Here is a 14,855-nt window from a genome sequence, read left to right as displayed (position 1 = left end):
AAGGAAAAATTGCTGCGGGGAATTGTGATTATGTTAGAGAAATTTTTGGCTTTGAATTTGTGTTTCGTCAACAGTTCAAATGACGAAAACTCGTGTCCTCTTGAGGGAAAAGCAAGAGTGGACATTGAAATAATGCGATTGAACAAAAAATAACGGTTTGTTTCAAATTTTCCCGTTGCCAGTCGGCAATAATGTGAGAGAATGTTTGTTATGGCAAAAGATCTCTAACCCCCAACGAGCAGACAATGGCTCCACCTTCACCGTCCGTCGCTGCAGCAAGGAAGACAGGTCCGTCGCGCCACGAACTGTTGGAGGCGCTCGTCGCGACCGTGACCAAGCATGCCAACGACCATTTGATGGCAGTGTCGACACGTCTCGTTGCGGCGTTGCTCGATGTGACGGACCCGGCGCTCGATGCGCGCACCGTGTTCCAGCGGGTCAAGTCGGGGAATCTGCTAAAAAACAACACCTACGCTTTCTTCCATGTCGCCGCGGCCGGCATCGCCCGCGCCATGCGCGCCGAAGTCGACATCCTCTTGCCGCCGCTTAAAAAAACCGCGCTCGCCTTGCCCTCCGCGCTGGAACTGGTGCCCTACGAGGAAATGGATAGCCGGGTCGCCTTCGACGCCATCAGCCGTCCGTTCGAAATGCAGTATGCGACCCAGATCGCCACCCTGAATGTACGCCTCGGTTTCCTGCTCGAGCGCGATGTGCTGCGCATCAGCCAGAATCCCTTCCGCCCCGAAATGTTCCTCTCGGCCCTGCACCAGGCCTGGCGCGAGTTCGAGCCGGACGAGGAGGCCCACGGGCTGATCCTGCCGATGCTGCGCCCGTCCTTGCTGTTCGACTTTGCACCGATGTACGATGCGCTGTGCGACCTGCTGATGAACAAGGGCGTCCAGCCCGGCTCGGTGGACGCCTTCAAGATCAAGAAGACTGAAAGCGCGGCCGCGGCCAAGAAGGCGCGCGCCAGCGGCCAGGCCGAACTGGCCAAGCAGTTGCGCCAATTCCTGCGCGACGACGATGGCGCTCCCGCGTCCGGCTTCGACATCCCGATGATTCCCGACCTGCCGGCCATGGCATCGTCGGGCGGCGGCTGGCGTCCGAGCGGCGCCGCGGCCTTCCAGGGCGCGCCCGGCGGCGACGCCGGCCACGCCAAGGTGCCGGCCGCGCCGTGGCATGGCGGCCCGGCGCCCCAGGGCGGCGCAGCAGGCCAGGGCAGTCACGCCGCGGGCGGCGCGCCGGGGCAGGGTGGCCACTCCGCCGGCGGCTTTGCGCCAGCCTCGTTCACGGGCGGCGGCATCGCCGCGGGCGGCTTCGGCCACGCCATGGAGGGCGGCCAGGTGATGGTGCCGGCGTCGCTGCTCGAGCTGCTCAAAGGCTTGCAGGGCCGCCTGCCGGAACAGTTCAGCAATGTGGCGCCGACCCCGGCCGAGGCGCAGGCGGGCAATGTGTTTTATTTGCCGCGCCTGAAGGAAAGCATTCCGAAAGGATCGCTGTCGCGCGGCGATGAAAGCACGATCGACCTGTTGTCGAAGATTTTCGAAACGGTGTTGCTCGACCCGAACATTCCGAAAGATTCGCGCGACCTGATCCAGTCGCTGCAGATTCCGGTCCTCAAGGCCGCGCTGGCCGACAAGAATTTCTTCTTCGAGGAAACGCACCCGGCGCGCCGCATGATCGATCTGATGTCGACCATGGGCCTGGAACAGCGTTCCGGTCCGGACGATCCGCTGTTCCAGGTCATGCAGCGCAGCGTGGAGCGGGTCGGGCGCGACCAGGACGATGGCGGCGCCCCGGCCGACGTGTTCTCGGAAGTGGTGGCCGAGCTCGAAGAAACCATGAAGGCCGAGGAAACGGCGGCTGCCAGCGCCATCGCCGCGCCCATCGCCGCGGCCTTGCGCCAGGAAAAAGTCACCGCCGCCACACGCTCGGCCAGGAGCGCGGTCGCCGCGCGGGTCGGCAGCGGCCAGGTGGTGGCCATGCTCGAAACTTTCCTCGAAAATAAATGGACCTCGGTGATGACGGTCGCCTACAGCGTCGAGGACGACAAGCCCGGCGCGGTCGGCAACGCCACCAAGACGATGGATGAGCTGATCTGGAGCGTCAAGCCGAAGATCACCCACGAACAGCGGCGCGACCTGATCGGCAAGCTGCCGAGTCTGCTGGCCACCCTGAACAAATGGCTCGATGTCATCAAGTGGCAGGATGCCGACCGCATCCAGTTCTTTGCCGACCTGGCCGAGTGCCACGCGTCGATCGTGCGCGCGCCGCTCGACATCACGCCCGAACGCCAGCTCGAAATCGCCGTCGAAGTGGCCCAGCAGGATGCGATGCGCCGGCTGGAAAAGGAAAACGAAGCCCTGGCCGCCGCCGAGGAAGCCGCGCACGCCGAGCTGGACGACGCCGAACTGGGTGTCGACGCCCTGGAACGCAATATGTGGATCGAATTCACCGATCCGGACGGCAGCATCCGCAAGGTCAAGCTGGCCTGGATCAGCCCCTTGCGGACCCTGTACATTTTCTCGACCGGCGCGCGCCAGGAAGCGTTTTCGCTGTCGTCCGACAAGCTCATCGAAGCGTACCGCGCCCAGCGCGTGCGCCTGATGAAGGTCGAGGGCGTGGTCAGCCGCGCGCTGTCGCAGGCGATGGATGAAGCGCTGAGCGACTCGGAAAAGACGCACTCGGTGGCCGCCTGAGGCCTGCGCCAGCGCGGCCGATTCCGTTGATAATCGCCTATTATTAACATTCGCGTATCATTCGGGCCGGGCCTGATCGGCGTCGCAGCGCCGGCCAGGCCTGGCTTTTTTCACTTCCGACCTTGTCTATGAATTGGTATCACCTTACCGCGCTGGGCGGCATCGCCATCACCGCGCCCCTTGGCATCGCCGTCGCCGTCTGGCTCGCCGCCGCCCACTGCCGCCGCCGCGCCCTGTACTGGTGCCTGCTGTTCGGCGCCACCCTGCTGATCGTCATCGGCAGCAAGATTGCCTTCCTCGGCTGGGGCGTCGGCATCGAAGCGCTGCATTTCGCCGGCTTCAGCGGCCATGCCGCGCGCGCCGCCGCCGTCTTTCCGGTGGTCGCCTACCTGGCGCTGTGCGGAAGGACCAAGGTGTGGCGCTATGTCGCGGTCAGCCTTGGTGTGCTGCTGGCGCTGGCCGTGACGCTCTCGCGCGTGATGGTCGAAACCCACAGCATCTCGGAAGCGGTCCTCGGCTGCCTGCTCGGGCTGGCATGCGCGGCCGGCTTCATCGCCTTGGTGCGCTCGAACCGCCAGTTCCAGCCCAGTCCGGTCCTGATCGCGCTGACCCTGGCCGTGCTGTTCATTCCGCACAAGGGTGAAGCGCATAATTCCCAGCAATGGATGACGGGTCTGGCGCTCGGCTTGTCCGGCGCCGACCGGGTCTATACCACCGCCACCTGGGGTCCCACGCGCAATCCTTACTCCCCGCCGTGTCCCAAGGCCGATCGCTACTTTAATTACGTCTGTTTTTAGCCCCATCGGCCGCCCGAAAATCGCCGTTAGCACGTCCTGGGCCGCCGCGCGGGCGAGGCGACGGCTGTTCTCCGAAAACATGGCAACAAATGGTATGATGGACACCTTTAGGATTCCCGAGCTAGCTATACAACGTGCGCCTGTCTTCCATTAAATTGTCGGGATTTAAGTCATTCGTCGATCCCACCAATTTCCAGGTGCCGGGGCAGCTGGTTGGCGTGGTCGGTCCCAATGGTTGCGGCAAGTCGAACATCATCGATGCGGTACGCTGGGTGCTGGGCGAATCGAAGGCGTCCGAGCTGCGCGGCGAGTCGATGCAGGATGTCATTTTCAACGGCTCCACCCACCGCAAGCCGGCCGGGCGCGCCTCGGTCGAACTGGTGTTCGACAATAACGACGGCAAGGCTTCCGGCCAGTGGGGCCAGTACGCCGAAATCGCCGTCAAGCGCACCCTCACGCGCGACGGCACCTCGACCTACTACATCAACAGCCAGCCGGTGCGCCGGCGCGACATCCAGGATATTTTTCTCGGCACGGGCCTGGGGCCGCGCGCCTACGCCATCATCGGCCAGGGCATGATCTCGCGCATCATCGAGTCGCGCCCGGAAGAACTGCGCGTGTTCCTCGAAGAAGCGGCCGGCGTGTCGAAGTACAAGGAACGCCGGCGCGAAACCGAAAACCGCTTGAACGACACGCGCGAAAACCTGCTGCGGGTGGAAGACATCCTGCGCGAACTGAACGCCAACCTCGAAAAGCTCGAAGCGCAGGCGGTCGTGGCCAACAGATTCCATTCGCTGCAGGCGGACCAGGAAGAAAAGCAAAAGCTCCTCTGGCTGCTGCGCAAGAACGAAGCGCAGACCGAGCAGAATCGCTACCTGCGCGAGATGGAACAGGCCCAGACCGACCTCGAAGAACAGACGGCCAAGCTGCGCCACGTCGAACTCGATCTCGAACACCTGCGCCAGGCGCATTTTTCAGTGGGCGACCGCCTGCACACGGCGCAGGGCCACCTGTACCAGACCAACGCCGAAATCGGCAGCCTGGAAGCGCAGATCAAGTTCGTCATCGAATCGCGCAGCCGCCTGCACAACCAGCTGCTGGCGCTGAACGCCCAGCGCAATCAGTGGCAGACCCAAAGCCAGGATTACCAGCAGCAGGTCGAGGAAGCCGAGTACCTGCTCGAAGAACTGGGCGGGCGGGTCGAACAGTCGCAGATGAACGCCGAAACGCAGGGCGAGCGCCTGCCCGACCTCGATGCCGCCTGGCGCGCGGCCCAGCACAAGACCACCGAATCGCGCGCCCGCATCATGCAGGCGCAGCAGCAGATCGAACTCGAATCGGCGCACCAGCGCAACGCCTCGAATATTCTCAACGGCCTGCAAACGCGGCGCGAGCGCCTGCAGCAGGAAAAGAACGGCCTCAATCTGCCCGACAGCAGCCATCTGGCCAACCTGCGCATGCAGCTCGAAGAAAAGCAGCAGGCGCTGGAAGAGCAGACCATGCTGCTCGAAGAAGCGACCGAACAGCAGCAGCGCTTTGAAGAAGAACGCAGCGCCGCGCAGGCGCAGGTCAATGCCGAGACAGCGGCCAACGCGCAGCTGGAAGCGCGCCTGTCGGCCCTGAAGCAGTTGCAGGAACGCGTGCAAACGCAGGGCAAGGTCCAGCCCTGGCTGCAAAAGCACGAACTCGATTCGCTGCCGCGCCTGTGGCAAAAGCTGGGCATCGAACAAGGCTGGGAAACGGCGCTCGAATCGGTGCTGCGCGAGCGTACCGGCGCGCTTGAAATGTCGAACATCGACTGGGCCAAGGCCTTCTTCAGCGATGCGCCGCCGGCCAAGCTGGCGCTGTACGCGCCGTCGCTCGCCGGCGCCGCCGCGCCGCTGGAAACGCCGGGCCTGACGCCGTTCGCCAGCCTGCTCAAGCTCAATGAGCCGGGCTTGCGCGGCTTGCTGCAGGACTGGCTGCACAATGTCTTTGCCGCCGAAGACACGGCCAGCGCCTTCGCCGAGCGCGCGCGCCTGCCGCAGGGCGGCTCCTTCATCACGCGCCAGGGCCACGTGGTGACCCAGTCCAGCGTGCGCTTCTACGCCGCCGACAGCGAGCAGGATGGCATGCTCGGACGCCAGCAAGAGATCGACAATATCGGCAAGCAGCTGCGCGCGCAAACCATGCTGGCCGACGAAGCGCGCGCGCGCGCGGTGCGCGCCGACGCCGCCATGTCGGACCTCACGCGGCGACTGCAGGATGCGCGCCAGCGGGTCGCCACCTTGACCCAGGGCGTGCACGCGCTGCAGATCGAGGTGGTCAAGCAGTCCGAGGTCGAAGCGCGCTTCAACCAGCGCAGCACGCAGATCCAGGCCGACCTGGCCGAGATCGCGGCGCAGGAAGCCGAGCAGCAGCAGATCCGCATGGAGTCCGAAGAAAAATTCGAGCAGCTCGACATGGAACTGGCCGAGCTGCAGGGCGCGCACGAAGATGGCCAGACCGATTTCCTGAGCCGCGAACAGGCGCTGACGGACGCGCGCGAAAAGCTGCGCGAGTTGGAGCGCGCGGCCCAGGAAGCGCAGTTCGCCGAAAAAACCCAGCGCAGCAAGATCGAGGAACTGCGCCGCAATATCGCCACCGCCACGCAGCAGGCGGCGCAGGTCGGCGAGTCCATTGCGGTCGGCCAGATGGAGCTCGAAGCGCTGGAAAGCGGCGCCGCCAGCGATGGCCTGCAAGACTTGCTGGAGCGCCGCACCAGCCAGGAGAAGGCGCTGTCGGATGCGCGCCATGAACTGGACCAGATCACGCAGCAGCTGCGCGCCGCCGAAGACGCGCGCACCCAGTCCGAACGCAGCCTGCAGCCGCAGCGCGACAAGATCATGGAAATGCAGCTCAAGGAGCAGGCCGCGCGCCTGAACCAGGAGCAGTTCGCCGACGCCTTGAAAACGGTCGATGCCGACGAAGCGGCGCTCTCCGAAAAGCTCCATCCCGACATGAAGCCGTCCTGGCTGCAGGGCGAGGTGACCCGTTTGACCAACGCCATCGCGCTGCTGGGGGCGGTCAACCTGGCCGCGCTCGACGAGCTGGCGCAGGCGTCCGAGCGCAAGAACTTCCTCGACGCGCAGAACAATGACTTGAACGAGGCGATCAACACCCTGCAAGACGCCATCGCCCGCATTGACAGGGAAACGCGCGAGCTGCTGCAGGATACCTTCGACAAGGTCAACCACCATTTTTCGGAACTGTTCCCGATCCTCTTCGGCGGCGGCAACGCCAGGCTGGTGATGACGGGCGACGAAATTCTCGACGCCGGCGTGCAGGTCATGGCGCAGCCGCCGGGTAAAAAAAACGCTACCATCCACTTGCTGTCGGGCGGCGAAAAAGCGCTGACCGCGACCGCGCTGGTGTTTTCGATGTTCCGACTGAATCCGGCGCCATTCTGCCTGCTCGACGAGGTTGACGCGCCGCTGGACGACGCCAACACCGAGCGCTTCTGCCGCATGGTGAAACGGATGTCCGACCATACTCAATTCCTTTTCATCTCGCACAATAAAATTGCGATGGAAATGGCCAATCAACTGATCGGTGTGACGATGCAGGAGCAGGGCGTATCGCGCATTGTGGCGGTGGACATGGAGTCCGCCGCGAATTTTGCTACCGAGGCACAAGCAGCATGACTGATTTACAAATGAGCCTGATCGGCGCGGCCGGCGTGTTTGTCGCCGGCGTCTTCGCATACAACAAGTGGCAGGAGCACAAGGCCAAGAAGAGCGTCGAACGCGCCTTCGCGTCCGAGCACGACGACGTGCTGCTGCGCCCCGGCGACATCGTGCGCAACGAACCGAGTTTCGAACCGAAACCGGCCGCGCCGGCGGACGATGCGCCGGCCTCCGTGCCTGTCGCTGCGCCACCCGTTGCCCGTTCCGACGACGCAGCCGAGCCGCCACCCGCGCCGGTCGCGCCCGTGGCGACGCCAGTCGAAGCGATCACCCCGGCCACCGAGCTGGCCACCAGCCTGGTCGACCCGCTGATCGATGTCCTCATTCCGCTGGCGCTGGAAGCGCCGGTGCGGGGCGACAAAATCCTGCCGGTGCTGCACACCCTGCGCCACGTGGGCAACAAGCCGGTGCACTTCATCGGCCTGCACGTCAACGGCGACTGGGAACCGATCGTCCACGGCGGCGTGTACACCAAGCTGCAGGCCGGCGTGCAGATGGCCAGCCGCACCACGGCGCTGAACGAACTCGAATACTCGGAACTGGTCACGCGCCTGCGCGCGGTGGCCGACGACATCGGCGCCGAGCCGGAAATCCCGGACATGATCGAAGTCATGGGCGAGTCGCGCACCTTGCACCGCTTCGTGTCGGGGCACGACGCCCAGCTGGGCGTGAACCTGTTGTCCTACGGCGCCCCGTGGTCGATCGCGACCCTGATCGGCGCCTTGGAGAAGCAGGGCTTCGACGTGCGTCCCGACGGGCGCTACATCATGCCGGACGGCGATGGCGGCCAGTTGTTCACCCTGACCACCAACGTCACCCTGGGCGCCGATACCACCTCGCGCCTGACCTTGCTGCTGGACGTGCCGTGCGTGGCGCCTGCGCGCGACGGCTTCGGCGCCATGCTCGCCTGCGCCAAGGCGCTGGTGGGCCGCCTGGATGCCGTCATCGTCGACGACAGCGACCAGGCCCTGACCGACCAGGCCCTTGCCGAAATCAACAGCCAGGTGCTCGATTTCTACCAAGAGATGGAAGCAGCCGACATTCCAGCCGGTTCGACGCGCGCCATGCGCTTGTTCAGCTAATACAAAAAGATCATCGTGACGACAACAACTCCAACAACCCAGCAAGGCGATGACCTCGGCCGCATGGCGCAGCTGACGGCCGAACTGAATCGCCACATTTTTTCGTACCACGTGCAGGATGCGCCGACCATTCCCGACGCCGAGTACGACCGCCTGTTCCGCGAACTGCAAGCGCTCGAAGCGGCCCACCCGGAAGCGGTGTCGGTCGACTCGCCCACCTACCGCGTGGGCGCCACGCCCCTGCCGGAGTTCAAGCAGGTCACGCACAGCATTCCGATGCTCTCGCTGAACAACGGCTTCGAGGATGAGGATATCGAGAACTTCGACCGCCGCGCGCGCGAAGGGCTCGATGCCGACGCCGTGGAGTACGCGGCCGAACTCAAATTCGACGGCCTGGCGATCAGCCTGCGTTATGAAAACGGCGTGTTCGTGCAGGCCGCCACGCGCGGCGACGGCGCCACCGGCGAAGACGTCACGGCGAATATCCGTACGGTGCGCGCCATTCCCCTGCGCCTGCACGGCGACACGGTGCCGGCGGTGCTCGAGGTGCGCGGCGAAGTGCTGATGTACAAGGCCGATTTCGCCAAGCTCAATGCGCGCCAGCGCGACGCCGGCCAGAAGGAGTTCGCCAATCCGCGCAACGCCGCCGCCGGCAGCCTGCGCCAGCTCGACTCGCGCATCACGGCCCAGCGCAGCCTGCGCTTCTTTTCCTACGGCGTGGGCGCACTGGAAGGCGCCGGCATGCCGCCGTCGCACTCGGCCCTGCTGGACTGGTACCAGACGCTCGGGCTGCCGGTATCGAGCGAGCGCGCTGTCGTCACCGGCGCGCAAGGCCTGCTCGACTACTACCGCGACATCGGCAAGCGCCGCCCGACCCTGGCCTACGAAATCGACGGCGTGGTGTATAAGGTCAACCGCCTCGAACACCAGCAAAAGCTCGGTTTTGTGTCGCGCGCGCCGCGCTTTGCGATCGCCCACAAATTCCCGGCCGAAGAAGCGCTCACTCAGGTGCTCGACATCGAAGTGCAGGTCGGCCGCACCGGCGCCATCACCCCGGTGGCGCGGCTGGCGCAGGTCAATGTCGGTGGCGTGAACGTCACCAACGCCACCTTGCACAACGAAGGCGAAGTGCGGCGCAAGGATATTCGCATCGGCGACACGGTCATCGTGCGCCGCGCCGGCGACGTGATTCCCGAAGTGGTGTCGTTCGTGGCCGAGCGCCGTCCGCTTGATGTGCGCGAATTCGTCATGCCGGCCAACTGCCCGGTGTGCGGCTCGCCCATTGTGCGCCTGGAAGACGAAGCGGTGGCGCGCTGCTCCGGCGGCTGGACCCATTGCAGCGCCCAGAAGAAGGGCGGCCTGATGCACTTTGTGTCGCGCCGCGCGCTCGATGTCGAAGGCCTGGGCGACCAGCTGATCGAACAACTGGTCGACAAGGGCCTGATCAACAATGCGGCCGATCTGTACACCCTGGACAAGGAAAAGCTGGCGGGCCTCGACCGCATGGCCGCCAAGTCGGCCCAGAACGTGGTCGACGCGCTCGAAAAATCGCGCGATACCACCATGGCGCGCTTCATCTACGCGCTCGGCATCCGCAACGTGGGCGAGTCGACCGCCAAGGCGCTGGCCCAGCACTTCGGCAACCTGGAAGCGCTGCTGCATGCGGCCAGCTTCGAAGGCGGCCTGCAACTGCTGGAAGTGCCCGACGTCGGCCCGATCGTGGCGCGCTCGATCAGCGAATTTTTGACCGATGCCGACAACCTGGCGCTGGTGCGTACCCTGGCGGCCAAGCTGCACTGGAAGGAAGGCGAGCACGTGATGAAAAACACGGGCGCCATGGCCGGCAAGACCTTCGTCATCACCGGCACCCTGCCGACCCTCTCGCGCGATGAAGCCGGCGCGCTGGTCGAAGCGGCCGGCGGCAAGGTCTCCGGATCGGTATCGAAAAAGACCTCATACGTCGTTGCCGGTGCGGACGCCGGCAGCAAACTGGCCAAGGCGCAGGAGCTCGGCATCACGCTCCTCGACGAAGCGGCCCTTCTTTCACTGCTGGCGACAGCATCTTCCACGGAACCGAATCAAGATGAATCCAGTTAGAAAAGCAGTCTTTCCCGTAGCCGGTCTCGGTAGCCGTTTTCTGCCGGCCACCAAGGCGCAGCCGAAGGAAATGCTGCCGATCGTCGACAAGCCGCTGATCCAGTATGCGGTCGAAGAGGCGGTCGCCGCCGGCATCACCGACATGATCTTCATCACGGGCCGCAACAAGCGCGCCATCGAAGACCACTTCGACAAGGCCTACGAACTCGAATCGGAACTCGAAGCGGCCGGCAAGGCGGAGCTGCTGGAAGTGGTGCGCAACGTCATCCCGAAGAACATCAACTGCATCTACATCCGTCAGTCCGCGCCGCTGGGCCTGGGCCACGCGGTGCTGTGCGCGCGGCCGGTGGTGGGCGACGAGCCGTTCGCGGTGCTGCTGGCGGACGACTTCATGGACACCGATCCGGGCGAACGCCCGGTGCTCGCGCAGATGACCGACGTCTACGCCTACGAGCAGTGCAGCGTGCTGGCGGTGCAGGAGGTGCCGCGCGCGAACACGCGCCAGTACGGCATCGTGAAAGCCACCTCGTACCGCGAAAACCTGGAACTGGTCTCCGAAATCGTCGAAAAGCCGATGCCCGACGTGGCGCCGTCGACCCTGGCGGTGGTGGGGCGCTATATTTTGTCGCCCAAGATTTTCCGCTACCTGGAGCACATCGGCACCGGCGCGGGCGGCGAAATCCAGCTCACCGACGGCATCGCCGCGCTGATGGCGGCCGAACGCGTGCTGGCCTACCGCTATGCGGGCCAGCGCTACGATTGCGGCTCCAAGCTGGGCTACCTGACGGCCATGACGGCGATGGGCCTGAAGCACCCGGAAACGGGCGAAGGCTTCCGCACCTTCCTCGAACAGCTGCACCGCGAGCAGAACTTCTCATGACAGTCCGCGACATTCTCAAGATGGGCGATCCGCGCTTGCTGCGGGTGGCCGAACCGGTGCGCGAGTTCGGCACGCCGGCCATGGAGGCGCTGATCGCCGACATGTTCGATACCATGCACCATGCGAATGGGGCCGGGCTGGCCGCACCCCAGATCGGGGTCAACCTGCAACTGGTGATTTTCGGCTTCAAGGATAACCAGCGCTATCCGGACGCGCCGGCGGTGCCGCAGACGGTGCTGATCAATCCCGTGCTGACACCACTGTCCGACGAAAAGGAAGAAGCCTTCGAGGGCTGCCTGTCGGTGCCGGGACTGCGCGGCAGCGTGCCGCGCTTCACGCATCTGCGCTATGAAGGCGTGGACCAGCATGGCGAGCGGATCGAACGCGAAGTCGACGGTTTTCATGCGCGCGTGGTGCAGCACGAAGTCGACCACCTGCTCGGCATCCTGTATCCGATGCGGATCGAGGACTTCACCAAATTTGGCTACACGCAGGTCATGTTCCCCGACCTGGACCCCGACGAGGACGATTGACCACCATGATATTGAAGAATTTGCCGGCCCTGGGCCTGGCGCTGCTGGCATGCACTCCGGCGCTGGCCGAGAACGCGGCCATGCCCGAGACGAAGGCCAGCGCCTTCGACGGCAGCGAAAAACGCAGCCAGGTATGGCTCACGAGCGGCTTTCTGACGCACCACTTCCAGAGCGACAAGCACCTCAACGGGAACAATCCGGGGCTCGGCATGGAATACCGCCTGTCGGAGTATTCCGCATTCACGGCCGGCCGCTTTTTCAATAGCGACCGCCAGCACTCGAAGTACGTGGGGATGTATTACCAGCCCCTGTCGTACGCGGGCGTGCGCTTCGGCGCCGTGGTGGGCGGCTTCGATGGCTATCCCAAGATGCGCGGCGGCGGCTGGTTCCTGGCCGCGATTCCGACCGCCACCTTCGAGTACCAGCGCGTGGGCGTGAACGTGGCGATCGTGCCGACCTATAAAGACCGCCTGCACGGCGGCATTTCGATGCAGCTCAAACTCAAGCTGTTCGAGTAGCCTCTTTGAGGTGCTGCGCGAAAAAAGCCCGCGTGCGCTCGTTGGCCTGGGTGGCCGCCTGGGCGTTGAAATGCACGCCGTTCCAGCGCGCGAAGGCGTGGTTCTGGCCGGGGTAGGTAAAGATCTGCACGAGAGGCTTGTCTTCGGCGGCCTTGATGATGGTGGCGCGGGCGTCGGCTGAAATGTACTCGTCGGCTTCGCCCAGGTGCATCATCAGCGGGCAGGCCAAGGTCTTGAAGGCGTCGACGTGCTTCTCGGTGCCACCGCCGTAGTAAGCCACCGCGCAATCGGGCCTGGCCCGGGTGGCGGTCAGGAAGGTCAGCAGGCCGCCCATGCAAAAGCCCATCACACCCGCCTTGCCGGTCGCACCAAGCAGGGCGCGCGCCGCCGCCAGGGTGGCGGCGATATCGTCCATGCCCTTGTCCACGTCGAACGCCTTGCGCAGCGCCATGGCTTTTTTCCATTCGGCGTCGCTCTTGTCGCTCAATTCCACGTTCGGTTCCAGGCGCCAGAACAGGTCGGGGCAGACCGCGATATAGCCTTGCGCGGCGAGACGCTGGCACGTTTCGCGCAGGTCGGCGTTGATGCCGAAGATCTCCTGCAGGACGACGATGGAAGGGGCGGGCGTGGCGGCCGGAAGGGCGACGTAAGCACTGAAACTGCCGTCCGGCGTGGCGATGGCGATGCGTTCGTTCATGGGCTGCCTCCTTGCGCTGGTGAGGAGACGATTGTGGCACAAACACACAAACCGGAACGCCCGCGTGGCACGGGCGCCACGTTCAGCGCTTGACCTTCCCCAGCGGATCGCCCTTGTTCCAGGCCGGCATGGCGGCCGCATTGGCCACCTCGTACCCGAGATTGAGCGTGAACTGCGCCTGCTGCACCATGCCGCGCAAATCCCAGGCCGGGTTGTATTCGTCGCTGACCTGATGGTAGTGATTCTTGAAGCCGACCATCTTCGCGCTCGAGGCGTCGTGGTCATGCTCGAAGTCGAAGCTGCCGTCGCCCGAAAACACGGCCGAACCGACGTTAAACGCCGGTACGCCCGCTTTCGCGAAATTGAAATGGTCGGCGCGGAAGTAAGCCCCGCCCAGGTCGGGAATCGGCGGCGCCAGGCGCATCCCCATGGCCTTGGCCACCTTGGCGGCGCTGGCGTACAAGCTGCTGCGCTCCGCGCCGGCCACGCCGATGTCGCGCGTGGGGCCGACGAAGTTCATGCTGTCCAGATTCAGGTCGGCCGCGGTGTCGGCCAGCGGCCAGACAGGGTCGCGCATGTAACCCAGGCTGCCGATCAGGCCCTGTTCCTCGGCGCACGGCCAAAGGAAAATCTGGGTGCGGCGGGCCGGCTGGCGCACCGCCGCCTGCGCCATGGCCAGCAGGGCGGCGGAGCCGGAGGCATTGTCGACCGCGCCATTCCAGATGTGGTCCGCCTTGCCGTCGGCGCTGTCGATGCCGAGGTGGTCCCAGTGGGCCGAATAGATCACGGCCTGCTTCTTGAGCTTCGGATCGGTGCCGGGCACGATCCCGGCCACATTGAACTGTTCGACCGCGCGGATGGCGCTGTCGACGGCGACCCTGGCGCGCGCTTTCAATTCGACCGCCTTGAAGCCGCGCACCTCGGCCCTGGCGCGCAGGGCGTCGAGATCCTGGCCGGCGGCGGCGAACAGGGCGCGCGCCGTCTCTTCCTGCAGCCAGCCTTGCAGCGCGTTGCCTTCGCCGGCCAGGTGGAACTGTTCCTTGCTCATGCCGTTGGCCGGCACGCTCCACGGGTAGGAGCTTGACTCGGTCGTGTGAATCAGCAGCACGCCGGCCGCGCCGCGGCGCAGCGCTTCTTCGTACTTGTACATCCAGCGCCCCGAGTAGGTGAGCGACTTGCCGCCGAAGCGGTTCGGTTCCGCCGCCGTGGGTTTGGGGTCGTTGACCATCACGATCAGGAGCTTGCCCTTGACGTCGGTGCCCGCGTAGTCGTCCCAGCGTTCGTCTTCCGCGGTGATGCCGTAGCCGACGAACAGCAGCGGCGCGTCGAAGCGCACTTTCGGCTTGTCGCTGGCGTTGCTGAAAACGATCTCCGTGCCCAGCCTGGGCGCCAGGGTCTTGCCGCCCACCTCGAAGCTCACGGTGCTGGTAGGCAGGGTCTTGGTGCCGACCATTTTTATGGACTGGCGGTAGCCCTTGCCGGCGCCGGGCAGCAGGCCGATGGCGGCGGCCTGGGTTTCGAGGTAGCGCACGGCCAGTTCGCCGCCGCGCTGGCCGGTGCCGCGCCCTTCGAGCATGTCGTCGGCCAGGAAGGACAGGTGGGCGCGCAGGGGCGCTTCGGCCACCGTCGGCGTCGTCGCCGCGCCGGCGGCGCGTTTCTGGGCGAAGGCCGGCTGGCTGGCGAGGACGAGGCCGATGGCGAGTGCGGAAACGCGGCGCATTGATGCTCCAATGAAAATGTACAGGGGGAGCATCGTGCCATGAATGGGGCAGGGGCGCAATCGGCCATCCTCGCAGCTGCGCGGCGGCACATTGCTTCCGGCCGGCTAATCATTTAGAATTTTGCAAC

The 14,855-nt window shown here is 64.9% G+C and carries 10 protein-coding genes; 8 read left to right on the top strand and 2 right to left on the bottom strand.

The features are described 5' to 3' along the window. The first annotated feature begins 245 nt into the window (after nucleotides 1–245). The 8 genes from IV454_RS26905 (at nucleotide 246) to IV454_RS26870 (ending at nucleotide 12,310) form a co-directional block, all read left to right on the top strand. Entirely contained in the window at nucleotides 246–2,699 is a 2,454-nt protein-coding gene (locus tag IV454_RS26905) for a DUF1631 family protein (protein WP_206088658.1), read from the top strand. Nucleotides 2,700–2,827: 128 nt separating this feature from the next. Next, the gene (locus tag IV454_RS26900; RefSeq protein ID WP_229521865.1) at nucleotides 2,828–3,496 is read left to right on the top strand and encodes a phosphatase PAP2 family protein; all 669 of its coding nucleotides are present in this window, start codon (nucleotides 2,828–2,830) and stop codon (nucleotides 3,494–3,496) included. A 134-nt stretch (nucleotides 3,497–3,630) separates the two neighbouring features. After that, nucleotides 3,631–7,158 (top strand): chromosome segregation protein SMC, encoded by a 3,528-nt coding sequence (smc, locus tag IV454_RS26895; protein ID WP_206088657.1) that lies wholly within the window; start codon nucleotides 3,631–3,633, stop codon nucleotides 7,156–7,158. Next, nucleotides 7,155–8,282 (top strand): cell division protein ZipA C-terminal FtsZ-binding domain-containing protein, encoded by a 1,128-nt coding sequence (locus IV454_RS26890; RefSeq protein ID WP_206088656.1) that lies wholly within the window; start codon nucleotides 7,155–7,157, stop codon nucleotides 8,280–8,282. Before smc ends, IV454_RS26890 begins: the two co-directional genes overlap by 4 nt. Nucleotides 8,283–8,345: 63 nt before the next feature. Next, a complete protein-coding gene (ligA, locus tag IV454_RS26885) occupies nucleotides 8,346–10,379 on the top strand; it encodes an NAD-dependent DNA ligase LigA (protein WP_206092849.1) in 2,034 nt (677 codons plus the stop codon). After that, the gene (gene galU / locus IV454_RS26880) at nucleotides 10,366–11,259 is read left to right on the top strand and encodes a UTP--glucose-1-phosphate uridylyltransferase GalU (protein ID WP_206088655.1); all 894 of its coding nucleotides are present in this window, start codon (nucleotides 10,366–10,368) and stop codon (nucleotides 11,257–11,259) included. Before ligA ends, galU begins: the two co-directional genes overlap by 14 nt. Next, nucleotides 11,256–11,792, top strand: a complete 537-nt coding sequence (gene def / locus IV454_RS26875; protein WP_054262927.1) for a peptide deformylase — start codon at nucleotides 11,256–11,258, stop codon at nucleotides 11,790–11,792. Before galU ends, def begins: the two co-directional genes overlap by 4 nt. 80 nt (nucleotides 11,793–11,872) lie before the next feature. After that, nucleotides 11,873–12,310 (top strand): hypothetical protein, encoded by a 438-nt coding sequence (locus IV454_RS26870; RefSeq protein ID WP_206092848.1) that lies wholly within the window; start codon nucleotides 11,873–11,875, stop codon nucleotides 12,308–12,310. Here the strand turns inward: IV454_RS26870 and IV454_RS26865 are convergent. After that, on the bottom strand, nucleotides 12,294–13,007 hold the full coding sequence (locus IV454_RS26865) for a dienelactone hydrolase family protein (RefSeq protein ID WP_206088654.1): 714 nt from the start codon (nucleotides 13,005–13,007) through the stop codon (nucleotides 12,294–12,296). The two genes, IV454_RS26870 and IV454_RS26865, sit on opposite strands and share 17 nt — an antisense overlap. A gap of 82 nt (nucleotides 13,008–13,089) precedes the next feature. Further along, nucleotides 13,090–14,727 carry a M28 family peptidase gene (locus IV454_RS26860; protein WP_206088653.1) on the bottom strand — a complete coding sequence of 546 codons (1,638 nt, stop codon included), beginning with the start codon at nucleotides 14,725–14,727 and terminating at the stop codon, nucleotides 13,090–13,092. Between the last annotated feature and the right edge of the window lie 128 nt (nucleotides 14,728–14,855).

Source organism: Massilia antarctica (genome assembly GCF_015689335.1).
Classification (GTDB): Bacteria; Pseudomonadota; Gammaproteobacteria; order Burkholderiales; family Burkholderiaceae_D; genus Telluria_A; species Telluria_A antarctica.
Note: the sequence above shows the minus strand (reverse complement) of the source record. Positions and strands in the feature narration are given on the sequence as shown.

Coding starts and splice junctions, on each gene's coding strand:
- IV454_RS26905 (WP_206088658.1), top strand. CDS start 246: ATGGCTCCACCTTCACCGTCCGTCGCTGCAGCAAGGAAGACAGGTCCG.
- IV454_RS26900 (WP_229521865.1), top strand. CDS start 2,828: ATGAATTGGTATCACCTTACCGCGCTGGGCGGCATCGCCATCACCGCG.
- IV454_RS26890 (WP_206088656.1), top strand. CDS start 7,155: ATGACTGATTTACAAATGAGCCTGATCGGCGCGGCCGGCGTGTTTGTC.
- ligA (WP_206092849.1), top strand. CDS start 8,346: ATGGCGCAGCTGACGGCCGAACTGAATCGCCACATTTTTTCGTACCAC.
- galU (WP_206088655.1), top strand. CDS start 10,366: ATGAATCCAGTTAGAAAAGCAGTCTTTCCCGTAGCCGGTCTCGGTAGC.
- def (WP_054262927.1), top strand. CDS start 11,256: ATGACAGTCCGCGACATTCTCAAGATGGGCGATCCGCGCTTGCTGCGG.
- IV454_RS26870 (WP_206092848.1), top strand. CDS start 11,873: ATGCCCGAGACGAAGGCCAGCGCCTTCGACGGCAGCGAAAAACGCAGC.
- IV454_RS26865 (WP_206088654.1), bottom strand. CDS start 13,007: ATGAACGAACGCATCGCCATCGCCACGCCGGACGGCAGTTTCAGTGCT.
- IV454_RS26860 (WP_206088653.1), bottom strand. CDS start 14,727: ATGCGCCGCGTTTCCGCACTCGCCATCGGCCTCGTCCTCGCCAGCCAG.